The organism is Pseudonocardia wallangbongensis (assembly GCF_054486945.1).
Genome location: NZ_JBRERS010000009.1, coordinates 100,220 through 122,453, shown reverse-complemented (window position 1 = coordinate 122,453; position 22,234 = coordinate 100,220). Strand labels below are relative to the sequence as shown.

At 73.7% G+C, this 22,234-nt stretch carries 17 protein-coding genes; 7 read left to right on the top strand and 10 right to left on the bottom strand.

All coding sequences use genetic code 11. The features are described 5' to 3' along the window. On the bottom strand, nucleotides 1-1,203 hold the full coding sequence (locus ACU436_RS28770; RefSeq protein ID WP_459030106.1) for a DUF418 domain-containing protein: 1,203 nt from the start codon (nucleotides 1,201-1,203) through the stop codon (nucleotides 1-3). Between the two features lie 107 nt (nucleotides 1,204-1,310). Between ACU436_RS28770 and ACU436_RS28765 the strand changes: the two genes are divergently transcribed. Further along, nucleotides 1,311-2,306: a malate dehydrogenase gene (locus tag ACU436_RS28765; RefSeq protein ID WP_459030105.1), complete on the top strand. Its 996-nt coding sequence runs from the start codon at nucleotides 1,311-1,313 to the stop codon at nucleotides 2,304-2,306. Between the two features lies 1 nt (nucleotide 2,307). Here ACU436_RS28765 and ACU436_RS28760 read toward each other — a convergent pair whose 3' ends face one another. Beyond that, a complete protein-coding gene (locus ACU436_RS28760; RefSeq protein WP_459030104.1) occupies nucleotides 2,308-5,265 on the bottom strand; it encodes a bifunctional [glutamine synthetase] adenylyltransferase/[glutamine synthetase]-adenylyl-L-tyrosine phosphorylase in 2,958 nt (985 codons plus the stop codon). Nucleotides 5,266-5,406: 141 nt separating this feature from the next. Next, on the bottom strand, nucleotides 5,407-6,837 hold the full coding sequence (locus ACU436_RS28755; RefSeq protein ID WP_459030103.1) for an FAD-dependent monooxygenase: 1,431 nt from the start codon (nucleotides 6,835-6,837) through the stop codon (nucleotides 5,407-5,409). Between the two features lie 90 nt (nucleotides 6,838-6,927). Here ACU436_RS28755 and ACU436_RS28750 point away from each other — a divergent pair, with 90 nt between their 5' ends. Then, nucleotides 6,928-7,485, top strand: a complete 558-nt coding sequence (locus tag ACU436_RS28750) for a TetR/AcrR family transcriptional regulator (RefSeq protein WP_459030102.1) — start codon at nucleotides 6,928-6,930, stop codon at nucleotides 7,483-7,485. Between the two features lie 7 nt (nucleotides 7,486-7,492). Here the strand turns inward: ACU436_RS28750 and ACU436_RS28745 are convergent, their stop codons facing one another. Further along, entirely contained in the window at nucleotides 7,493-8,419 is a 927-nt protein-coding gene (locus tag ACU436_RS28745) for a DUF4231 domain-containing protein (RefSeq protein ID WP_459030101.1), read from the bottom strand. Between the two features lie 102 nt (nucleotides 8,420-8,521). Between ACU436_RS28745 and ACU436_RS28740 the strand changes: the two genes are divergently transcribed. Genes ACU436_RS28740 through ACU436_RS28730 form a run of 3 tightly spaced genes read left to right on the top strand, consistent with a single transcriptional unit; the run spans nucleotide 8,522 to nucleotide 16,735 of the window. Further along, nucleotides 8,522-12,898 (top strand): nSTAND1 domain-containing NTPase, encoded by a 4,377-nt coding sequence (locus tag ACU436_RS28740; protein ID WP_459030100.1) that lies wholly within the window; start codon nucleotides 8,522-8,524, stop codon nucleotides 12,896-12,898. A 31-nt stretch (nucleotides 12,899-12,929) separates the two neighbouring features. Next, the gene (locus ACU436_RS28735; RefSeq protein WP_459030099.1) at nucleotides 12,930-14,252 is read left to right on the top strand and encodes an alpha/beta hydrolase; all 1,323 of its coding nucleotides are present in this window, start codon (nucleotides 12,930-12,932) and stop codon (nucleotides 14,250-14,252) included. After that, nucleotides 14,249-16,735, top strand: a complete 2,487-nt coding sequence (locus tag ACU436_RS28730) for a bifunctional lysylphosphatidylglycerol flippase/synthetase MprF (protein WP_459030098.1) — start codon at nucleotides 14,249-14,251, stop codon at nucleotides 16,733-16,735. The genes ACU436_RS28735 and ACU436_RS28730 overlap by 4 nt, the downstream gene beginning before the upstream one ends. Here ACU436_RS28730 and ACU436_RS28725 read toward each other — a convergent pair. Genes ACU436_RS28725 through ACU436_RS28710 form a run of 4 tightly spaced genes read right to left on the bottom strand, consistent with a single transcriptional unit; the run spans nucleotide 16,704 to nucleotide 20,012 of the window. Further along, entirely contained in the window at nucleotides 16,704-17,183 is a 480-nt protein-coding gene (locus tag ACU436_RS28725) for a peroxiredoxin family protein (RefSeq protein ID WP_459030097.1), read from the bottom strand. The genes ACU436_RS28730 and ACU436_RS28725 overlap by 32 nt on opposite strands. A 26-nt stretch (nucleotides 17,184-17,209) precedes the next feature. After that, the gene (locus tag ACU436_RS28720; protein ID WP_459030096.1) at nucleotides 17,210-17,974 is read right to left on the bottom strand and encodes an SDR family NAD(P)-dependent oxidoreductase; all 765 of its coding nucleotides are present in this window, start codon (nucleotides 17,972-17,974) and stop codon (nucleotides 17,210-17,212) included. Beyond that, nucleotides 17,971-19,071: a haloacid dehalogenase type II gene (locus ACU436_RS28715; RefSeq protein WP_459030095.1), complete on the bottom strand. Its 1,101-nt coding sequence runs from the start codon at nucleotides 19,069-19,071 to the stop codon at nucleotides 17,971-17,973. Before ACU436_RS28715 ends, ACU436_RS28720 begins: the two co-directional genes overlap by 4 nt. Continuing rightward, entirely contained in the window at nucleotides 19,068-20,012 is a 945-nt protein-coding gene (locus ACU436_RS28710; RefSeq protein ID WP_459030094.1) for an alpha/beta fold hydrolase, read from the bottom strand. The genes ACU436_RS28715 and ACU436_RS28710 overlap by 4 nt, the downstream gene beginning before the upstream one ends. Nucleotides 20,013-20,073: 61 nt before the next feature. On the opposite strand from ACU436_RS28710, the gene ACU436_RS28705 reads away from it, so the two are divergent. Beyond that, nucleotides 20,074-20,688: a TetR/AcrR family transcriptional regulator gene (locus ACU436_RS28705; RefSeq protein ID WP_459030093.1), complete on the top strand. Its 615-nt coding sequence runs from the start codon at nucleotides 20,074-20,076 to the stop codon at nucleotides 20,686-20,688. Between the two features lie 74 nt (nucleotides 20,689-20,762). On the opposite strand, the gene ACU436_RS28700 is transcribed toward ACU436_RS28705, so the two are convergent. Continuing rightward, nucleotides 20,763-20,969, bottom strand: a complete 207-nt coding sequence (locus ACU436_RS28700; RefSeq protein ID WP_459030092.1) for a DUF397 domain-containing protein — start codon at nucleotides 20,967-20,969, stop codon at nucleotides 20,763-20,765. Nucleotides 20,970-20,991: 22 nt separating this feature from the next. Further along, complete coding sequence (locus ACU436_RS28695; RefSeq protein WP_459030091.1) at nucleotides 20,992-21,939, bottom strand: helix-turn-helix domain-containing protein; 948 nt, start codon at nucleotides 21,937-21,939, stop codon at nucleotides 20,992-20,994. Here ACU436_RS28695 and ACU436_RS28690 point away from each other — a divergent pair. Beyond that, complete coding sequence (locus tag ACU436_RS28690; protein ID WP_459030090.1) at nucleotides 21,938-22,165, top strand: hypothetical protein; 228 nt, start codon at nucleotides 21,938-21,940, stop codon at nucleotides 22,163-22,165. The genes ACU436_RS28695 and ACU436_RS28690 overlap by 2 nt on opposite strands. Nucleotides 22,166-22,234: the final 69 nt, after the last annotated feature.

Sequence of the window (22,234 nt, the reverse complement as noted above, 5' to 3'; positions counted from 1 at the left end):
CTACCCGGCCGGGGTCGACGTGGTGCGGCGGGGGCCGTAGGTGAGGCGGCGCAGGAGCAGCTCCGCCGGGCCACGGTAGCCGGCGCGGGCGGACCCGGCGGCCACCAGCAGGATCACCAGCCAGGCGGCGAACCCGTACAGCGCCGTCTGCCAGACGTGCGCACCGTTGCCGAGACCGACGGTCCAGGCCGGCAGCAGCGCCGCGAACGCGACGGACTGCGCGAGGTAGCTCGACAGCGACCGTTGCCCGCACGCCTGCAGGGCGGAGGTGACGGGGCCCGTGCCGTGCGCCGGCCGGATCGCGAGCAGCCCGAACAGCGCCGCGTAACCGAGGCCGCCCGCGTACCCGGCCATCCCGTGCAGGAACCCGCCGAGCACCAGCATCCCCGTCGAGGGCGCGGTCCACATCTGGGCCGCCATCAGGGCGAAGGGCAGCCCACCGGCGACCGCGAGTGCGATCCCGGCGACCGCGACCCGGACCAGCAGCCGCCGATGGCGCCCCGGGTCGTCGAGCAGGCCGCGGCGGGCCGCCCACGCGCCGATGGCGACCGCGGCGAACACCGAGAGCGCCTGGAGCGTGAGGCCGATGCCGAGCCATTCCGGGATCCGCACGCCGGCGGCGGCCAGCGGGCCGGCCACCGTCATGGAGGGGAGGAGCGATTCGGCCGGCGGTCCGGGTGGGGTCAGACCCGAGCCGGAGTAGAACAGCCCGGCCAGCAGGACGCCCCCGACGGCCGTGCCGAGCAGGGCCCGGTCGGTGCCGCGCACGAGCACCGCCGCCAGTGCCACGGCGATCAGGCCGTAGGCGCCGACGATGTCGCCGGACCACAGCAGCAGCCCGTGCCCGAGCCCGATGAGGACCATCCACCACCCGCGGCGCCGGACCAGCCGGGTGACGGCCTCGGCCGGCATCCCGACGGCGGCGCGACGGCGGGCGAGCTGCACGATCCCGTACCCGAACAGGAACCCGAAGAGCGGGTAGGCGCGGCCGTCCACGAGCAGCATCTGGAGCAGGGTGACCGCCTGGTCGACGACCGTGAGGTCCCTCGGGTAGCCGCGGGGCCCGAGCGGGTGGCCGTACGCCCAGAGGTGGACGTTGGCCAGCGCGATGAGCAGCAGCATGAAGCCGCGTGCGAGGTCCGGGGCGAGTGCGCGGGAGGCCGTCGGGACGGCGCCCGGGTCGACGGGCGGCGAGGCGGTCATACCGGACAACTTAGGCCGGGAGCGGTGTGACGCGGGTCCATCGATCGGAGGGCCCGCATGTGGTCCCCGTCGCGGCGCGGAACGCGCGAGAGGGCTAGCCTGCCCGCGTGCCTTCGTCGACCTCCTCCCCCGTCACCGTCACCGTCACCGGGGCCGCCGGCCAGATCGGCTACGCGCTGCTGTTCCGGATCGCGTCCGGTCAGCTGCTCGGGCCCGACACGCCGGTCCGGTTGCGCCTGCTGGAGATCCCGCAGGCGGTCAAGGCCGCCGAGGGCACGGCGATGGAGCTCGACGACTGCGCGTTCCCGCTCCTTTCCGGCATCGACATCAGCGACGACGCGAACGTCGCGTTCGACGGCACGAACGTCGCCCTGCTCGTCGGCGCCCGGCCGCGCACGAAGGGGATGGAGCGCGGCGACCTGCTGGAGGCCAACGGCGGCATCTTCGCCCCGCAGGGCAAGGCGATCAACGACCACGCGGCCGACGACGTGCGCGTCCTCGTGGTGGGCAACCCGGCCAACACGAACGCGCTGATCGCGCGGTCCGCGGCGCCGGACGTGCCGGCCGAGCGGTTCACGGCCATGACCCGCCTCGACCACAACCGCGCGGTCGCCCAGCTGGCGAAGAAGCTCGACGTGCCGCTCACCGAGATCCGCAGGATGACGATCTGGGGCAACCACTCGGCCACCCAGTACCCCGACCTCTTCCACGCCGAGGTCGGCGGCAAGGTCGCCGCCGCGCAGGTCGAGGAGACCTGGCTGCGTGACGAGTTCATCCCCACGGTCGCCAAGCGCGGCGCCGCGATCATCGAGGCGCGGGGCGCGTCCTCGGCGGCGTCGGCGGCCAACGCGGCGATCGACCACGTCCACGACTGGGTGCACGGCATCGCGGACGGCGACTGGACCTCGGCCGCCGTCCCGTCCGACGGCTCCTACGGCATCGCCGAGGGCATCGTCTCCGGCTTCCCCGTGACGTCGAAGAACGGGAAGTGGGAGATCGTCCAGGGACTGGACATCGACGAGTTCTCCCGCGGCAGGATCGACGCCTCCGTCGCCGAGCTGGTCGAGGAGCGCGAGGCGGTCAAGGGCCTCGGCCTGCTCTGACCTACCAGCCGTAGAAGACCTTCTCCACCACCGCGCGGGCCCGGCGGGTGGTGCGCCGGTAGTCGTCCAGGAAGACGCCGGGGTCACCGCCCGGCGGGTAGCCGAGGGCGGAGGCCACCGCGGCCAGCTCCCGGCCCGAACGGGGCAGCTGGTCACCGGGCTTCCCCTTCACGAGCATCACGCCGTTGCGGGCGCGGGTGGCCATCCGCCAGCCGGCGGCCAGCTCGTCGGCGTCCTCCGGCTGCAGGTGACCGGCCTCCGCGGCCCACCGCAGCCCCTCGAGGGTGGAGGTCGTGCGCAGGCCCGGCACGTCGCCCGCGTGCTGCATCTGCATCAGCTGCACCGTCCACTCGACGTCGGCGAGCCCGCCGTGGCCGAGCTTGGTGTGCGTGCCGCGGTCGGCGCCGCGGGGCAGCCGCTCCTCGTCGACGCGGGCCTTGATCCGCCGGATCTCGGTGACGGTCGCGGCGTCGATGCCGCCCGCCGGGTAGCGGATCGGGTCGATCATGTGCAGGAAACGCGTCCCGAGGTCCGCGTCGCCCGCCACGGCGCTCGCCCGCAGCAGCGCCTGCGCCTCCCATGGCTCCGACCAGCGCGCGTAGTAGGCGCGGTACGACTCCATCGTGCGGACCAGCGGGCCGGACCGGCCCTCCGGCCGCAGGTCGGCGTCGACGACGAGCGCGGGGTCCGGCGTCGGAGCGGCGAGCCTGCGCCGCACCGTCTCGGCGATGCCGGTCGCCCACCTGACGGCGTCGTGGTCGGTCGCGCCGCCCACCGGCTCGCAGACGAACAGCACGTCGGCGTCGCTGCCGTACCCCAGCTCCGCCCCGCCGAGCCGGCCCATCCCGATCACGGCGAGCCGCGCCTGCGCCGGCCCGGCGGCCGACCGCAGCACGGAGTCCAGGGTGGCCTGGAGCACCGCCACCCACACCGCGCTGAGCGCCGCGCACACCTGCTCGACGTCCAGGCACCCGAGCAGGTCGGCGCACGCGACCCGCAGCAGCTCGTGCCGGCGGAGCGTTCGCGCGGTGGCCGCGGCACCGTCCGGGTCGTGCTGGCGGGCCACGGTGGTGCGCAGCGCCGAGGCGAAGTCGGCGGGGTCGCGCTGCAGCTCGTCGGCCTGCCCCGCCGGCGGGGCGGCGAGCAGCCGCAGCACCTCCGGTGCGCGCACCAGCAGGTCCGGCACCAGCGCCGACGTCCCGAGCAGCCGCATCAACCGCTCCGCGACGAGCCCCTCGTCGCGCAGCAGCCGCAGGTACCACGGGGTCTGCGCGAGTGCCTCCGACACGCGCCGGTACGCGAGCAGACCGCGGTCCGGGTCGGGGCTGTCCGCGAGCTCGTCGAGCAGCACCGGCAGCAGCGTCTGCTGGATCGACGCCGCCCGCGAGACGCCCGACGTGAGCGCCCGCAGGTGGCCGAGCGCCCCCTCGGGCGAGGCCCAACCCAGCGCGGCGAGCCGGGCGGCCGCAGCCTTCTCCGACAGCCGCGCGGTGTCGGCGGGCAGCCGCGACACCGCCGTCAGGAGCGGCCGGTAGAACAGCTTCTCGTGCAGCCGCCGCACCCGCAGCACGGTGCGTGACCACTCCGCGTCCAGCACGCCCACCACGTCGCGACGCTTGTCGGGACGCAGCCCGGCCGCGCGGGCGAGCCAGCGCTGCGTCTCGGTGTCGTCGTCGGCCGGCATGAGGTGGGTGCGCCGCATCCGCTGCAGCTGCAACCGGTGCTCGAGGAGACGCAGGAACCGGTAGGACGCGGCCAGGTCGGCCCCGTCCTCGCGCCCGACGTACCCGCCGCGGGCGAGCGCGGCCAGCGCCTCGAGCGTGGACGCGGAGTGCAGGGCCTCGTCGGTGCGGCCGTGCACGAGCTGCAGCAGCTGCACCGCGAACTCGACGTCCCGCAGCCCGCCCGCCCCGAGCTTGAGCTCGCGCTCGGCGTGGTCGGGCCGGATGTGCTCCTCCACGCGGCGGCGCATCGCCTGCACGTCGGCGACGAAGTCGTCGCGGCTCGCGGCGCTCCACACCAGCGGGGCGACGGCGTCGGCGTAGGCGGCGCCCAGCTCGCGGTCGCCCGCCACCGGCCGCGCCTTGAGCAGCGCCTGGAACTCCCAGGTCTTCGCCCACCGCTCGTAGTAGGCGACGTGCCCGTCGAGCGTGCGGACCAGCGCGCCCTGCCGGCCCTCCGGCCGCAGGTTCGCATCCACCTCGAAGCAGGCATCGCCCGCGACGCGCATGAGCCGGGTGGCCAGCCGCGTGGTCTGCTGGTCGGCCGGTTCGGCGACGAACACGACGTCGACGTCGCTCACGTAGTTCAGCTCGCGCCCACCGCACTTTCCCATCCCGATGACGGCGAGCCTGCCGTCCGTCGGGTTCTCCGCCAGCGCGACGGCGTGCGCCGCCTGCAGCGCCGCGTCGGCGAGGGCGGCGAGCTGGGCGGCCACGTCGGCGATGTCGAGCACCGGCAGGTCCGGCTCCACGACCGCGGCGAGATCGGCGGCCGCCAGCACCAGCACCTCGTCGCGGTACGCCGCGCGCAGTGCGGCGACGGCCTCGTCGCCGGTGAGCACGTCCGCACCGGCCCCGACCGCCTCCAGCAGCGCCTCGCGCGCACCCTCCCCCGGCGGCGGCGCCGCCCCGGTGAGCCGCTGCCACCGGTCGGGGTGGGTCACCAGGTGGTCGACCAGCGAGGTGGAGCTCCCGAGCAGCGCGAGCAACCGCCCCCGCAGGACGTGGTCGACGCGCAGCGCCGCATCCAGGTCCGCCCGGTCCGGCGCGGCCTGCAGCAGGCGTTCCGCGGAACGCAGCGCGAGGTCCGGGTCGGGGCTGCGGGCGAGCGCCCACATGATCACCTCGGCGCCGGCGGCCGGCTTGTCCCCGGCCCACCAGCCGAGGTCGGTGGCCGTGGCCTCCGCCCACGACTCCGTGAGCCCGAGCCGTGCGAGCGAGGTACCGGTGCGTGTCACGGTTCGATCCTGCCCGGCGGCGGTCGCACGCGCACGGAGGGCGCGACTCGCGTGCACCCAGAGCGCGACTCGCGGATGTAGGTGGCCCCCACATCCGCGAGTCGCGGTCTCGGTGCACGCGAGTCGCGGTCCGCGGCGTCGTCAGGCCGCGACCGCCGGCGCCGCGCCCCAGTGGCTCAGCGCAGCCTGCAGGCCGTCCGCCGTGCGCGCGGCCCAGGCGACGTAGCCGTCCGGGCGCACGAGCAGCGCCGTCTTCGTGCCGGGCACCACGTGTGCGACCACACCGTCGGGCACGGCGAACCCGGCCGGCGCGACGAGCACGAACCGGCCGCGGCGCAGCGCCTCGTACAGCCTCGTCCCGTCGGCGGCGGTGACGTCGGCGGCGCGGGTCCCGACCTGCCGCTGCGCCCCGCGCGGCCGGCCGTACGAGATGCCGATACCGCTCTGCTTCATCCGGACCAGCGCGCCGACCGGCGGCACGGCGAACGCGGCCGGGATGACCACGTTGCGGATCGCCCGGGCGAGCCGGGTGCGCAGCAGCGCCGCCCGGAGCAGCCCACCGCTCATGCGCAGCACCATCCGGCCGACCGGGTGGCGCTCGTCCTGGTAGGTGTCGAGCAGCCGGTCCCCGCCGCGGCCCTGCACGGCGGCCGCGAGCTTCCAGCCGAGGTCGGCGGCGTCCTGCAGCCCGGTGTTCATCCCCATGCCACCGGCGGGTGAGTGCACGTGGGCGGCGTCGCCGACGAGGAACACCCGGCCCACCCGGTAGCGCTCTGCCTGCCGCTCGTCGCTGTGGAACCGCGACATCCACCGCGGGTCGTGGATGCCGAAGTCGGTGCCGAACACCTGCTGCACCACCCATTCGATCTCCCCGGGCTCGACGGGAGCGTCGTCGGGGAGCTCCTTGCGGCGGTCCCGCACGATGATCCGGTACCACCCGTCGCCGAAGGGGACGACGAAGCAGAACCCGGCCGCGTTCCCGTCGACGGTGAGCTGCTCGGTGGGCGGGTTGGTCATCCGCACGTCGGCGAGCACCAGGGACTGCGCCACGGACTTGCCGGGGAACGCGAGCCCCAGCTGCCCGCGGACGACGCTGCGGTGCCCGTCCGCTCCGACGAGGTAGGCCGCGCGCACGGTCCGCTCGGCGCCGTCGGGGTCGGTGTAGGTCACCTCGACGTGGTCGGCCGTCTGGTGCACGGTCCGGACGTCCGCGCCACGCACCGTCGTCACCCCGGCCTGCTGCGCGCGCTCCGCGAGCACCTTCTCGACCTCGTACTGGGGGGTGACCAGCATGAACGGGAACCGGCTCGGCAGCGGGGAGAGGTCGACCGAGACCCGGCCGAAGAGCCGGAAGTGGTCGACCCTCGTCCCGGTCCCGAGGAGCTGGTCGGCGACGCCCCGGGCGTCGAGCTGTTCGAGCGTGCGGGCGTGCACGACGAACGCCCGGGTGAGGTTCGACTCGTGCAGCCGCCGCTCCAGCACGGTGACCCGCACCCCGGCCGCGGCGAGGTCGCCTGCGAGCAGCAGCCCGGCCGGTCCTGCACCGACCACGACGACGTCCACCTGTGACATGATCACTCCCCTTGTTTGCCAACCTCTGTTTGCAAACAACTGTAGGCGTACTTGCCGCGTTTGCCAACACTCGTTGGCTAGAATCTGGTCATGGCCTTCACCCACCGCTCGCTCCCGGCCCGCGAGGCGATCCTCGACGCGGCCCGCACCCGCTTCGCCGCCGACGGGTTCGACCGGGCCACCGTCCGCGCGATCGCCGCCGACGCCGGGGTCGACCCGTCGATGGTGATGCGCTACTTCGGCAGCAAGCGGCAGCTGTTCACCCAGACCGCGGAGTTCGACCTGCGCCTGCCCGATCTCACCGCCGCACCGCGCGAGCGGGTCGGCCAGGTGCTGGCCGCCCACCTGCTCGAACGCTGGGAGAACGACGACGGCCTGCAGATCCTGCTCCGCACCGCGACCACCGACGACGACGCGTCGGGCCGGATGCAGGCGATCTTCGCCGGGCAGCTCGGACCGCAGATCGCCACGCTCTCCGACGACCCGTCCACCGCGGCCACCCGCGCCGGCCTCGTGGCCTCACAGGCCCTCGGTGTGGCCCTGTGCCGCTACGTCCTGCGGCTGCCCCCCGTCGTCGCGATGTCCCGGGAGGAGATCGTCACGTGGATCGCGCCCACGCTGCAGCGCTACCTGACCGGATCACCGTGACGTGGCCTCAGCCGCCGGGAGGCCCGCTATCCGGAGCGGCGGCCGGTGCCTTGTGACCGGGGGGTTCCTCGGCCAGCTTGGCCATCCATCCCTGGTTCTCGACCGAGATGGCCTCCTCCGCCTCGATCGCGAGGTCGGCCATGCCGCCGGGGTCGGCGGTGGTGGCGGCCACGGCGAGCTGGTTCAGCCGCTGCGCGGTGCGGAGGAACTCGATGAGCTGGAACTCGTACCGGGCCGCGGCGACGTGCGTGGCCAGCGCCGTGCCGACGGTGGCCAGAACCGCGACCCACGCCGCGATCGACGCACCGAAGAGGGCGGCCGCGCCGCCCACGGCGGCACCCGCGGCTCCGATGGCGATCTCGGCGATCCGGAACCGGCGCAGCGTCGCCGCCAGGGCATCCGCCTTCGGCCGGTAGTAGCCGTCGATCTGCGATCTCACCCGCACCGCGAAGTAGGACGACGGGTCGGACACCGCGGGCAACGGCCGGTCCGCCGGCTCGATCCCCTGCCGGCGGATCAGCAGATCCGAACCGTCGGAGCACACGCGGTCCGTCGTCTCGCGCAACCGCGCGCCGGCCGGGTCGTCGCGGTACGGACCCGCCTTCGCCAGCCACAGGTAGACCTCGCTCTTCAGCGCCTCGGAGACCGACCGGGCCCGCGTCCACTCCCGCAGCCGGGTCCCGCTCCACGCCGGCCGGAGAACCGGCAACAACGCCGATCCCACCGCGGCGGCCGCGGCGAGTGCCCGGGCGAGCCCCGGAGCGCTGCCGGCCAGCGTGGCACCGGCCGTGGCCAGCGCGGCGACCACGACGACCAGCACCAGCGCGGTCCGCCGCGCGGCCTCGATCCGCCGCTTCATCCGGTCGGCCGTGCGCGACCACAGCGACTGCTCCCGCCACAACTCCACCAGCAGGCCCGAGGCCGGTATCGCCATGACCGCGAATCGTGCCAGAGCACCCACACGGGGTTCACCCGGTAGATCGAGTTCCGGAGTACGGTGCTCGGCGGGTGTGATCGTCACGGTTGCGGGGGCGCGATGACGCGGGTCTTCATCAGCCACGCGGGCCTCGACACGGAGCCGGCCGCCGAGCTGCAGCGGTGGCTCGTCGAGGACGGCCACGACGTGTTCCTCGACCGGGATCCGCAGGACGGGATCCGGCTCGGCGACGAGTGGGAGAAGCGGCTCCACGAACGCCTGCGCTGGGCCGACGCCGTCGTCTGCGTGGTGACGTCGGCCTATCTGCAGTCGCCGTGGTGCGCGGCCGAGGTGGGGGCGGCACGCAGCCGCGGCAGCCGGATGCTGCCGGTCGTCGCGGAGCCCGGGGTGGTCCACCCGCTGCTGCGCCCCGTGCAGCACACGAACATGGCGCGCGATCCCGCGGCCGCCCGGCGGGCGCTGTCGGACGCGCTCCGGCGCGTCGACGCGTCGGGGGGAACGGGGTGGCCCGACGGCACGTCGCCGTACCCCGGTCTGGTGGCGTTCGACAGAACGTTGCGTCACGTGTTCTTCGGCCGGTCCGAGGAGATCGGCCGGTTCCTCGAGTTGCTGCGCTCCCCCGTCGAGCGCGCCGACGGCGGGTTCCACCTCGTCGTCGGCCCGTCGGGATGCGGGAAGTCGTCCCTGGTCCGGGCCGGGTTGGCGCCGGCGCTCGCGGAGGAACCGGGCTGGTGGACCGCACCGCCGTTCGTTCCGGGCACCGATCCGGTCGGCGCGCTCGCCAGGAGCGTGGCCACGGCGGGGCGCCGGGTGGGCCTGGACCGGACGATCGCCGACGTCCGCGCCCGGATCGACGATGCGGGGCTCGCCGGCCCGGCCGGCGAGGTCCTGCTCGCCGCCCCGGGCGGGAAGGCGGAGCGGCTGCTGGTCGTGGTGGACCAGCTCGAGGAGCTCCTCACGCAGGCCGCTCCGTCGGAGCGCGCGCGTTTCGCCGAGCTCGTCGACGGGGCGTCGACCGGCCCCGTGCTGGTGGTGGCGACCCTCCGCTCGGAGTTCCTCGACCGGTTCCTGGCACAGCCGGAGCTGGCCGACATCCGCCCGCGGCTGCACCCGGTGCAGCCACTGCGCCGGCAGTCGCTCGGAGCGGTCGTCGAAGGGCCGGCCCGCGCCGCCGGGATCCGCGTCGAGGACGAGCTGGTGGACCGGCTCGTCGCCGACACCGGCAGCGGGTCCGCCCTTCCGTTGCTGGCGTTCACCCTGGCCGAGCTCGCCCGCGACCTCGGGCGCGGCGACCAACTCTCGGCGGCCCGCTACGACCAGCTCGGCGGGGTGCGGGGCGCCCTGACCCGGCAGGCGGACGCGGCACTCGCCGACGCGGTGCGGGCCGGGGGCCGCACCCCCGCCGACGTGCTCGCGGGCCTGCTGCGGCTGGTCACCGTCGACGAGCAGGGCAACCCCACGGGCTGGCGGGTCGACCGCGGCGAGCTGCCCCGCACCGTCGACGCCGAGCTGGACGCGTTCGTCGCCCGCCGGCTGCTGGTCACCGACACCGGCGACGACGGGTCCGCGGTGATCGGGGTCGCCCACGAGGCGTTCCTGACGGCGTGGCCGCCACTGCGGGAGGCGATCGACGCGGAGGCGACCGCCCTGCGGGCGCGCCGCGCGGTCGAGCACGGCGCCGCGGAGTGGGACCGCAGCGGGCGGCCAGACGAGCGCCTGTGGGAGCGGGGCCAGCTCGCTGCCGCGGTGGCCGACACCGGTGCCCGCGTCGGCTCCGCGACCGAGGCACCGGACCCCGGCGACGCCGGCACGACCGTTCGGGGACACCGGGCGGTGCGGCTGCCCCGGCCGCGTCCCCGCGCGGTGGTGACCGACCGCGTCCCGCTCAGCCCGACGGCCAGGACGTTCCTGCTGGCGAGCATCCGGCGGGATCGGCTCCGGCGGGGCCGGGCCACGGCGATCCTCTCGGTGTTGTGCGTGCTCGCGCTGGTCACGGCGGGGTTCGCGGTCGTGCAGCAGCGCGCCGCGCAGGAGCAGGGACGGGTGGCCACGGCCCGGCAGCTCATCGCACAGGCCGACCTCCTGCGCGACAGCGAGCCGGACACGGCGTTGAGGCTGGACATCGCGGCCGAACGGACTCATTCCGACGCCGACACCCGGGCCGCCTTGGTCGACGGCATGCTGTCCTCGCGGTTCGCGGGAACGCTCGCCGGACACACCGCAGAGGTGCGTGACGCGGCGTTCACTGCGGACCGACGCACGATGGCGACCGGCGGGGACGACGGCACAGTGATCATCTGGGACGTGTCCGATGAACGACCACGGGCTCTGGGGCCGCCCCTCACGAGCGATGTCGGTCTCGTCGGCCAGCGGACGTTCTCGCCCGATGGCCGCATCCTCGCCACGACGAGACGGGACGCGTCGGTCGTGCTGTGGGACGTGGCCGACCCGTCCGCTCCCCGGCCGATCGGCCGGCCCGTCCCGTTCGCCGACGGTGAGATCGTTACGGAGCCCTCCTCACTCACCCCTGGTGAACAGTACGTGTCAGGCCTGGGGTACTCCCCGGACGGGCGCATGCTGGCTGTCGGCGTCAAGGTTGTAGGGGCTGCAACGTCCAGGGTCGTGTTGTTGGACGTCTCGCAACCGGCCGATGCCCGTCGTCTCGGTGGGTCCATCACGCTGGAAGGGACGATCGACCTCTTGCAGTTCCACCCGACCGGCACGGCGCTCGTCACCGGCGCGGGCGACGGGCCCGGCGGCAGCGTGGTGGTGTGGGACGTCGCCGATCCGGCAAGTCCCCGCCCTCTCGGCCCTCCACTCGCCTACGGCGGAGCGCCGACGTTCAGCTCCGAGGCGCGGTTGCTGGCGGCCGCCACGCCTGCGTACGGCGGTGCCGTGACGATCTGGGATCTGACGGACCCGGCAACACCTCGGCAGCGCCCGGGGATCTCCCAGGATGCCTTGGCTGCATTGGGGTTCGACAACGAGTCCGTCGACCAGCTCTCGTTCACCACGGACGCAGCGATGCTCCGCGTGGTGAGCAGGACGAGTTCGGGCAGATACACCGTGCGGCTCTGGGACGTCGCCGACACCGCCTTGTCCCCGCGCTACCCGGAGTGGCCCGAGTTCGAGGAGCCGATCGACCGGGTGGCAACCACCCCCGACGGCGGCACCCTCGCGGTCGGTGGCTCGGACGGGATCGTGACGTTGTGGGATCTCGCCGGCAACGGTGTGCGGCAGATCGGCACACCTATCCGTGGGAACGTCGGCAGCCTCAGGATGGTCGCGTTCCTCCCGAACTCGATTCTCACCAGTCGGCGTGACGGCACGATGCTCTTCTGGGATCTCCCTGATCCACGAACACCCCGTCGGTTCGGACACCCGATCGAGGGCCCGAGCAACGTGTCCTCGCTCGCGTTCCCCGGCGGGTCGGAAACGGTGATCATCGGCTATCGGGACGGCCTGGTGGTACAGCACCCCGTCGCTGGTTCCACCGCATCGGATCCGGACCGGCAACTCCATCCGGTGGACTACAGCCAGTCCCCTCCCGTCTTCGCTCCTCGAACGGGGCTCCTCGCCGTTTCCGGCCCCGACGGGTCGATCGTGGTGAAGGACGTTTCCGAGCCATCTCGGGTCGGACGGATCTCGAAGCCATTCCCCGGCGAGCTGCGCGACGGGGATGCGGTGCCACTCGGTTTCTCATCCGACGGGCGCACTCTGGCTGTGAGCATCGTCAAGCCGACGCCGACGGAGCCGGGGAGCTTCGTGTCACTGTGGGATGTCACCGACCCCGCGGCTCCCCGCCATCTCAGCGCGACGTTCGTGCCGAACGGCAACCCGGGTTGGTATTCGCATGCATTCGCCGCCCTGTCCCCGGACCGTCGCCTGCTCGCCGCCCGGACGGGGCCCTCGTGGAATGAGATCAGCCTGATCGACATCAGCGACCCGGCACGGCCGGATCCGATCGGTGAGTCGCTGGTCGGCCATACCGCCCAGATCGGAGCGATCACCTTCTCGGCGGACGGCACGCTACTCGCCACCGCCGACTGGGACCAGAGCATGATCCTGTGGGATGTCACGGACCCGGCTCGCCCGAAACGATGGGGACCCACTCCCACCAATCACCCGTCCGCCGTGAGCTCCCTCGCGCTGTCATCCGATGGTCGAACATTGGCCTCCGGTGACGGCGACGGCGGCATCACCGTCTGGGACATCGCGAACCCCGCACGCCCTCGTTCACTCGTATCCACACCACCCAGCGGCGGTGGGCCCGTGTCGGCCCTGCAGTTCTCGCCCGACGGCAACATCCTGGCCTCAGGCGATGCCTCCATCGCCGACACGTGGGATCTCACCGAGCTCAACGCTCTCCGTCGCGACCCGAGGGAGGTCGCCTGCGAGCGCACCGGCCGAGGCCTGGACCGAGCCGAGTGGGCTCGCTTCGTCGGAGGGCTCGACTACCAGGACACCTGCAGCTAGGACGTGTCGACACCGGACCGTGACCGCCGGGATGGCAGGCTCTGATCTCGTGTCCGGGCTGCTCGACGCACCGCTGCTGAGCGGTCCCGCCCAGGTCCTCGTCGGCCTGGCCGGTGTGGCGGGCGGCCTCTTCCTCCTCCTGCGGCCCTCCCGCCGCTGGTGGACCCGGACGGTGCCGGCCGTGCTGGTGGTCGCCGCCGCCCTGACCGCGCTGCTCGCCGTGCTGGTCGACCAGGTGTGGCAGCCGTTCCCGGACGCGCTGCCGATGTCGGTGCTGCTCCTCGCCGGCGCCGTCCTCGCGGCGGTCGGGCTGGCCGCGACGGGGATGCGCGGGCGGCGGTGGCCGGGCCGGGCCGGGGCTGTGGTGGCCGTGCTGCTGGTGGTGCTGGGGTCGGCCGAGGGGATGAACGTCGTGTACCGCGAGTACCCGACGCTGCGCACGGCGCTGGGGCTCCCGGCCGTCGACGAGATCCCGTTCACCCAGATCCCGCTGCGGGAGCAGGTCATCGGCGCCCGGTCCGGGCTGCCGCTGTCGGCGATCTGGCGTCCGCCCGCCGGCATGCCCGCCGCCGGTGTCGTCACCGAGGTGCCGATCCCGGCCCCGAAGTCGGGGTTCGCCGCGCGGCCGGCGTGGCTGTACCTGCCGCCGGCCTACCTGGCGCGGCCCCGGGCGCAACTGCCGGTGCTGGTGCTGCTGTCCGGGCAGCCGGGGTCGCCCGACGACTGGCTGGACAGCGGCGCGCTCGCCCAGCGGATGGACGCGTTCGCCGCCGCGCACGACGGGCTGGCCCCCGTGGTCGTGATGCCCGACCACCTCGGCGCGCCCCTGAACAACCCGCTGTGCATGGACTCCCGCCTCGGCAACGTCGCCACGTACCTGTCCGTCGACGTCCCCGCGTGGATCCGCGACACCCTCCAGGTCGACCCGGACCCGTCCGGCTGGGCCATCGGAGGGTTCTCCAACGGCGGCACCTGCTCCCTGCAGATGGCCGTGACGGCGCCTGCGGTGTACCCCACGTTCGTGGACATCTCCGGCGAGGACGAGCCGACGCTCGGCGACCACGCCGCCACCGTCCAGGCCGCGTTCGGCGGGGACGAGGCCGCGTTCGCCGCGGTCAACCCGCTCGACGTGCTCGCGCGGCAGCAGTTCCCGGACACGGCCGGCTTCCTCGTCGCGGGCGAACAGGACACCGTCTACCTGCCGCAGGCGCGGCGGGTGCTCGCGGCCTGCCAGGCGGCCGGCATGGACGTCCAGCTGGATCTCAAGCCGGGCGGGCACAATTGGGAGGTATGGGGCCCGGGCCTCGAGGACTCCCTGCCATGGCTCGCCACCCGGCTCGGGATGACACCGTGACCGGACTCGTCGGGCTCGCGCGGTCGCTGGTGCGGGTCATCCGGCGGGCGCCGGTCTCCGTCGCGTTCGTCCTGATGGTCTGGGCCTACGGGCTCGCGACGCGCAGCCTCCCGGGTGGACCGAGCGACCGGTTGCTGCAGCACGTCGGCACCGGGGTCGGCCCGCTCGAGGCCGGCCGCTGGTGGACGCCGGTCTCGGCGATGCTCTGGTGGGGCACCATCGGCGCGGCGCTCGCCACCACCGCGCTCGTGCTGCTCGGTGGGGCGCTGGCCGAGCACCGGCTCGGGGGCTACCGGGCGGGCGTCCTGCTGGTCGGCACCCAGGTCGTCGGCACGCTGCTCGCGCTGGTCCTGGTCGGGGCGGGCGCGGCGCTCGGGAGCGGGTGGCAGTCCGACCTGGCAGCCGAGGTGGTGGTGGGCGCGGCCCCCGGCGCCGTCGGGCTCATCCTCGCGGCGAGCGGCACGTTGTCGGCCCTGTGGCGGCGCCGGCTGCGGCTGCTCATGCTGGCCGCGCTGACGATGCTGGTGGCGTACTCCGGCGAGCTGCCCGAGGTCATCATGCTGTGCTCCGGCCTGGCCGGGCTCGCCGCGGGCCGGCTGCTGGGCAGGCCCGAGCGGCATCCGGGCCCGGCGAGCCGCACCGAGGTGCGGGTGCTCATCGCGCTCGTGGTGGCCGCCTCGGCGGTCGGCCCGATCGTCGCCGCCATCGCCCACGCGCCGATCGGCCCGCTCTCCGTCCTGCAGTTCGTGGTGCTCTCCCCGCCACCGGACGCCGCGACCGTGCAGCAGATCTGCGCCACGAGCGACGCCGAGATGTGCCGGGACCTGCAGGCGCGGCTACGCCTTTCCGGGATCGGCCCGGGGCTGGCGTCCACGATCCCGGTGCTGCTGCTCCTGGTGGTCGCCGACGGGCTGCGCCGCGGACGGCGTGCCGCCCTCGCCGTCGGGATCGCGCTGAACCTCGTGCTCGCCGCGCTCGGCGTGCTGCTGGCCGTGCTGGTGGTGTCCACCCCGGTCGAGCAGCTGATGGTCTACCAGGCCGCGCCCGGCGCCCGCCGGATCCTCGCGCTGACGCTGCCGCCGCTCCTGCCGTTCGCGGTGGCCGCCCTGCTGTGGTGGACGCGCGAGCGGTTCGCGGTGCGCGCCCCGGCCGGCACGTACCGGAAGCTGCTGGTCACCACGGTGGCCGTGCTCGTCGCGCTGAGCGCGACGTACGTGCTGCTCGGTGCCGTCATCGCCGACCAGTTCGACCGCCCGCCCACCGTCGCCCAGCTGCTCGTGGACCTGCCGGAGCGCTTCCTGCCGCCCGGATACCTCGGCGAGGTCGACCCGGACTTCCTGCCGCAGGGCTTCCTCGCCACCCTGCTGTTCGAGTGGACCGGCGTCGTGTTCTGGCTGGTCGTGGCGGGCGGCCTGCTCGCCACGTTCCGCCGCCCGCGCGCCGGTCCCCGCGCGGGCGACACGGCGCGGGCCCGGGAGCTCGCGCGCCGCGGCGGCTCCAACCTCGGCTGGCTCACGACGTGGGCCGGCAACGCCTACTGGTTCGACGACCGGGGCGACGCGGCCATCGCGCACCGGGTGATCGGCTCCGTCGCCCTCACCACCGCCGACCCGATCGGTTCGCCCGGCGGCGACACGGTGGCCGAGTTCGCCCGGTTCTGCCAGGAGCACAGCTGGACCCCGGCGCTGTACAGCGTCACCGACGACACCCGGAAGGTGTGCGAGGCGCTGGGCTGGAACTCGGTTCAGGTTGCGGAGGAGACGGTGCTGCCGCTGCCGGAGCTCACGTTCACCGGCAAGAAGTGGCAGGACGTGCGCACCGCGCTGAACCGCGCCGCCAAGGCCGGGATCACCGCGGAGTGGATCCGCTACGCCGACGCCCCGCTCGCCCTCACCGACCAGATCCGGGCGATCAGCGAGGAGTGGGTGGCCGACAAGGGCCTCCCCGAGATGGGCTTCACCCTCGGCGGCATCGACGAGCTCGCCGACCCGGAGGTGCGCTGCCTGCTCGCCGTGGACGCCGACCGCACCGTCCACGGCATCACCAGCTGGCTCCCGGTCCACCGCGACGGCGCCGTCATCGGCTGGACCCTCGACTTCATGCGCCGCCGCGAGAGCGGCTTCCGCGGCGTCATGGAGTTCCTGATCGCGTCGGCCGTGCAGCGGTTCCAGGCGGAGGACGTCCAGTTCCTGAGCCTCTCCGGGGCCCCGCTCGCCCGCCTCGACCGCGGCGAGCAGCCGGCCGCCCTCCAGCGCCTGCTCGACGTCATCGGGCACGCCCTCGAACCCGTGTACGGGTTCCGGTCGCTGCTCGCGTTCAAGGCGAAGTTCCAGCCGGAGTACCGGCCGCTGCACCTGTGCTACCCCGACCCGGCGGCCCTGCCCGCCATCGGTCTCGCGATCGCCCGCGCCTACCTGCCCGACGTCACCGCGCGCCAGTCGGCCCGGTTGCTCACCCTGCGTGCTCGCGCACGTAGCGGATGAGGCCGACGACGTCCTCGGGGACGAGCCGTCCGATGGCGCCGCTGGAGTAGACGCTGACGATGACGGCCCCGCTCGGGTCGAGGACGAACCCGGTGGACTGCAGGTGCCGCGGATCGTCGTTGACGAACGCGCCGGTGGCCTCGCCGACGGCGCGGGCGTCGGCGCTGTGGCCGACGGGGAAGCGCAGGCGGAGCTTGTCGACGAGGGCCTGGGTGGTGGGCTCGTCGTCGACGGAGAGCGCCACGACCCGGGCGTCGACCTCGGCCAGGCTGTCGTGGGCACGCTCGAAGGCGCGCAGCTGGGCGTTGCAGTACGGGCACCAGGAGCCCCGGTAGAAGAGCACGACGCCGTAGTGCCCGGCCAGGGCGTCGGGCAGCTGGATGGTCGTACCGCCGGGGAGGTCGAGGGACAGGGCGGGGAACTTGTCGCCTACACCGAGTACGGGCATGGGTCTACTCCTGTTCGGGATCTTCTTCAGGTGTGGTCGGAGACGGTCCAGGTGCGGCCGGTCGCGGCCGTGCGCAGCAGCGCGACCAGCGAGCGCGCCGACCGCTCCGGCGTGATCAGCACGCCGTCGGCCTGGTACCGGGTGAAACGTTCGTGGAGGTCCTGCCCGATCCGCCGGGGGTCCTGGGTCCGGATCCATTCCTGCATGCCGGTGTCGACGGTTCCCGGCCGGAACGCGTTGACGGTCACCCCGGTGCCGGCCAGCTCGGCGGCCAGGTTGAGGGTGTGCGCCTCGAGCGCGGTCTTGCTGGTGACGTAGGCGTTTCCGCCGATCATCGACGCCGGGCCGGCGGCGACGCCGCTGGAGACGTTGACGATGCGACCGCGCCGGCGCTCGAGCATCGTCGGGAGGAAGGCGAAGGTGAGGGTTGCGACGGCGGTCAGGTTGATCGTGATCGCCCTCGCCCACTCCGCGGGATCGTTGCCCGCGGACGGGCCCAGGGGCCAGACCACCCCGGCGTTGTTGACGAGGACGTCCAGGTCCCCCAGCCGGTCCCGGATGCGCTCGGCGGCGGCCTCGACCTGCGCGAGGTCCCCGAGATCCGCCTGCACGACGAGCGCGCTCCCACCCGCGGCCCGCACCTGCCGTGCGCTCTCCTCCAGCTCGTCGCCGGATCGGGCCAGCAGGGCGACGGTCGCGCCCGTGCGCGCCAGCTCCAGCGCGACGGCGCGGCCGACGCCCCGGCTCGCACCGGTGACCACCGCGGTGGTCGGGTCGAACGATGTGCTCACATGATCTCCGGGTCAGGTTCGTCGAGGAGCGCCGGGAGCTCCGCGAGGGAGGTGACGGTGATGTCCGGCTCCGTCCCGAGGGTGTCGAAGGGACGGGCCGCGCGGTTGGCCCACGCGGTCCGCATGCCGGCCTCGGACGCGCCGACGATGTCGAACGGGTTGGAGGACACGAGCCGGATCCCGTCGATGGGGTGCCCCAGCGTCTCCGCGGCGAGCCGGTACACCGCCGGATGGGGCTTGTAGGCGCGCACCGCGTCCACGCTGATCACCACCGGCACGTGTTCCCGCAGGCCGCTCGCCGCCAGGCAGTCGCGGAGCATCGAGCGGCTCCCGTTCGACAGCACCGCCATCCGGTGGCCCCGGCCCGCCAGCGCCTCCAGGGCGGGAACGGCGTCGGGGAAGGGTTCGGGCACGTCGTACCGGCTCAGCACGGTGACCCGGTCGCGCGGACCCAGCTCGCAGCCGCACTCGCGCAGGGCGAACTCGAGCGAGCGCTCGGTGACCCAGGCGAAGTCCTCGTAGCGACCCATCACCGTCAGCCGGAACGTGTACTCGAGCTGCGTGCGCCGCCACACCCGGGCCACGCGTTGCGCGTCGGCCCGCGACATCGCCGCCTCCAGCTCCGCGGAGATGGCGAGCGGGTCGACCAGCGTCCCGTACAGGTCGAAGACCAGGGCCTCGCCTCCTGACGCCGGCGGGGGTGGCTCGGCGGGGGCGACCGCGGGCACGCGGTAGATGCGTCCGGTGGTGCGGAGCGCGTCGACGGTCCACTCCCCGCCGACCCCGCCGACCACCCATTCCATGATCGCCCACAGGTCGCGGTCGGCGACCTGCTCGTCCAGTGGCTCCAGCCCCGCCACCAGGGCGTGGATCTCCACCCCGGCCGGGAAGGGACGCCCGGAACGGCCGGTGAACACCAGCTCGTAGAAGCGGCCGTCGACGCTCAGCAGGCCGGGAGCGTCTGCGGTGTCGAAGGCCCCCGTGAGGAAGTCGCGGAACTCCGGGTAGTGGCCCACGTCGGGCTCGGCGAGCAGCGGGACGGCGCGGTGCCCGGCCGGGCGGTTCCCGGGGGGTTCGACGATCGGGGCGGCACTCATCGCCGACCGCCGATCCCCGCGGCGAACTCGGCGAGCAGCCGACCGATCTGCACGCCCGAATCCTCCTGCAGGAAGTGCCTGCCCGTGACCAGGTGCGTGCCCTCGGCGTGCGGCCACACCTCGTGCCAGTGGGCGGCGAACACGTCCGGCGGGAAGACGTCGTCCTCGCGGCCCCAGACGACCGTCGCCGGCAGCCGCAGCGAGCGGACCCCGTCCTCGAGCCAGGTGAACCGGTCGGTCGTGATGTCGGTCGGCCGCCCGAGCGGGATCGAGCGGGGCCACGTCCAGGTGGGGGTGCGCTCGTCCGGATCGCCGAGCACCGCGGCGTAGACGTCCTGGGCCTCGGCGGCGAAGCGGGCCCGGTCCACGACGGAGAGGTACATCCCCCGCCCCGGCATGGCGGCGTGCCGGCCCAGCAGGTACGGGCCGACGAGCGGGGCGTGCATGAGCCGCCACGGGAGCACGCCCTGGTGGAAGTCCGAGGACGGCGCCGCCCAGGCCCAGGTCGACATCACCGCCACCGCGGCCGCCCGGTGCGGGCGGGTCAGCAGCGCGCCCAGGCCCGTGGGGCCGCCCCAGTCGTGGCAGGCGAACACGACGTCGCGCAGGTCCAGCGCGTCGAGCAGGGCGACGAGGTTCGCGATGTGGTTGTCGAGCGTGTGCGAGCCGTGCGTGTGCGGCTTCTCCGACAGCCCGAAGCCGATCTGGTCCGGCACGACCACGCGGTGGCCCGCGGCCAGCAACGGGCCGATCACGTCCCGCCACAGGTACCCCCACGTGGGGTTGCCGTGCAGCAGCAGCACCGGACGCGCATCGCCGGGGCCCTCGTCGACGTAGTGCATCCGCCTGCCGTTCACGGACAGGAACCGTGAGCGGTAGGGGTAGCGCGACCGTGCCGCGGGTGGCAGCTCGTCGATCGTGCCCCAGATTTTCTGGATCACACACTCCATAATGGGCTGAAATTCTGGATTGTCAACTCCAGAATTTCGGTACCCTGGACCCGTGCCGACGAGCGCAGGACCCCGACTGACCCCGAAGGGACGGGCGACGCGGGAGCGGATCGTGGCGGCCGCGTCGGAGCTGATGTTCGACCGCGGCGTCGCCGGGACGAGCACGGAGGACGTCCGCGCGGCGGCCGGGGTGAGCAGCTCGCAGCTGTACCACTACTTCGAGAACAAGCAACAGCTGGTCCGCGCGGTCATCGCCCACCAGACCGAGGCGGTCCTCGACGCCCAGCAGCCCCTGCTGAGCCGGCTCGACAGCCTCCCGGCGCTGCAGGCCTGGCGCGACCTGATCGTCGACCTGCAGCGGCAACGGCACTGCGCCGGCGGCTGCCCGATCGGGTCGCTCGCGAGCGAGCTGGCCGACGCCGACCCCGAGGCCAGGCAGGACCTCGCGGCCGGCTTCACCCGCTGGGAGTCCGCCATCCGCGACGGCCTGGCGGCGATGCGCGCCCGCGGCGAGCTACGAGCGGAGGCCGATCCCGGGCGACTGGCCCTGGCCACCCTGACCGCCCTGCAAGGCGGCCTACTGATGACCCAGGTCCGGCGGAACACAGCCCCGCTGGAGGCGGCCCTGGACATGGCCCTGGAAGCCATCCACTCCTGGTCGCGCTGACTGCGACCAGACCGCGTCATGGCTCCATACTGCTGTTTTCCAGGCCTTGGAAGAGCCGTTATGGAGCCATGGTGCTAGAACTCGCGGGCTCGGACCCCGGACAAGAAGGCCTTCCATGCCTGGCCCGTGTGGTGGTGCGGGGGGTGCCTGCGCGCCTTCGTGTCCCGCACCGCCACCCCGCCTCCAGGGAGGGGCGCCACCTCGACGCATCCGTTGCCCCCGTTGCCGCCGCTGAAGCTGCTCTTCCGCCAGGCGAGGTCGGCGGGGATCGAGGCGGGCATCGGGCACCTCTCGCGGTCGCTCCTACATCTGCGCGGCCACCCGCTCGATCAGCGCGACGGACTCGGCCGGGCTCAGCGCAACCGAGCGCAGATGGTCGAACACCAGCCTAGCCCGAGCGACGTGTTCGGCCTTCTCGATGTGCACAGATCCCACCGGATGCTCGACGTAGCCGACATCGGGCTCCCCGAGCCCCTCGAAGCTGAGCACTGTGAACGCTCCGTTGATCCCTGGGTGTGCTCCTGCTTCGGTCGGCAGCACATGCACCGTCACGGTGTCGAGCCCAGCCGCCGTAACCAGGTGTGCGAGCTGTGCACGCATCACAGCGGCGCCTCCCACGGGCCGGTACAGCACCGCCTCCTCGAGGATGGCGATCAGCTCCAGCGGTCGCTCCGTCGCGTGGAGCCGTTCCTGCCGGATCATCCGGACCGCGACCTCGTTCCGCTGCTCGGCGCACGTTCGTCGACGCAGCGACCCGTCGAAGAGCGCCCCGGCGTAGTCGGCGTTCTGCAGCAGTCCCGGCATGTGCGCAATCGTGTAGTCGCGCACCGCGCTCGCCTCGGCCTCCAGCGGCACATAGCCCTGGTCATCAAGTCCGTACGCCCGCCACCACCCCTTCACGCTGGCCTCGCGCGTGAGCTCCAGGATCTCCCTCCACCGCTCCCCGCCGACGTCGAACAGATCCAGCATGCTGCGCACGATGTGCACGTCGACGCCCTGGTGGGCGTTCTCGATGCGGCTGAGCTTGCTGGGTGAGAAATCCAGGAGCGGGGCGGCCGCCTCGATCGTCAGGCCCGCGTGCACCCGCAGCTCGCGCAGGGTGCGGGCGAGCTGCCGTCTGCGGACGAGCGAGCCGTTGCGCACGTCCCACCCTCCCTGCTCTCCGCGACGGGTCGATGACAGATGGTGGCAGCGGGAGGTGACAAGTGAAAGATCCAGCCGCCACCGATCACCCGGACCCTCCCGTGGCATGCAGACCGAGGGCAAGCCGAGGGATCGGATCACCGAGGCCGGCGCCGTGATCGCCGGGTGGACGCGGCTGTGGTCGCACCTGCTCGTGGTGCACGTCGCGGGGCCGGACGGGCGCTGCCGCGGCTGCCCGAGCAGCCTGCACGCGGCGCCGCGCTCGCCGTGCCGGCTCGCCGAGCTCGCGGGGGCGGCGCAGGCGGCCCACCGCGCGCGGTCCGGTTCTGCCTGATTCTGTCGAAACATCGACAGAACAGCTGTGCAGGCATTGACGGAATAGGAGCCCGCTCCCACGCTGACC

Bases quoted from the DNA above. Each gene is read 5' to 3' on its own strand.
- ACU436_RS28735 (WP_459030099.1), top strand. From the start codon at position 12,930: ATGGCAGGCTCTGATCTCGTGTCCGGGCTGCTCGACGCACCGCTGCTG.
- ACU436_RS28690 (WP_459030090.1), top strand. From the start codon at position 21,938: ATGCAGACCGAGGGCAAGCCGAGGGATCGGATCACCGAGGCCGGCGCC.
- ACU436_RS28755 (WP_459030103.1), bottom strand. From the start codon at position 6,837: ATGTCACAGGTGGACGTCGTCGTGGTCGGTGCAGGACCGGCCGGGCTG.
- ACU436_RS28700 (WP_459030092.1), bottom strand. From the start codon at position 20,969: ATGCCCGCCTCGATCCCCGCCGACCTCGCCTGGCGGAAGAGCAGCTTC.
- ACU436_RS28745 (WP_459030101.1), bottom strand. From the start codon at position 8,419: ATGGCGATACCGGCCTCGGGCCTGCTGGTGGAGTTGTGGCGGGAGCAG.
- ACU436_RS28770 (WP_459030106.1), bottom strand. From the start codon at position 1,203: ATGACCGCCTCGCCGCCCGTCGACCCGGGCGCCGTCCCGACGGCCTCC.
- ACU436_RS28715 (WP_459030095.1), bottom strand. From the start codon at position 19,071: ATGAGTGCCGCCCCGATCGTCGAACCCCCCGGGAACCGCCCGGCCGGG.
- ACU436_RS28725 (WP_459030097.1), bottom strand. From the start codon at position 17,183: ATGCCCGTACTCGGTGTAGGCGACAAGTTCCCCGCCCTGTCCCTCGAC.
- ACU436_RS28740 (WP_459030100.1), top strand. From the start codon at position 8,522: ATGACGCGGGTCTTCATCAGCCACGCGGGCCTCGACACGGAGCCGGCC.
- ACU436_RS28695 (WP_459030091.1), bottom strand. From the start codon at position 21,939: ATGCCACGGGAGGGTCCGGGTGATCGGTGGCGGCTGGATCTTTCACTT.
- ACU436_RS28750 (WP_459030102.1), top strand. From the start codon at position 6,928: ATGGCCTTCACCCACCGCTCGCTCCCGGCCCGCGAGGCGATCCTCGAC.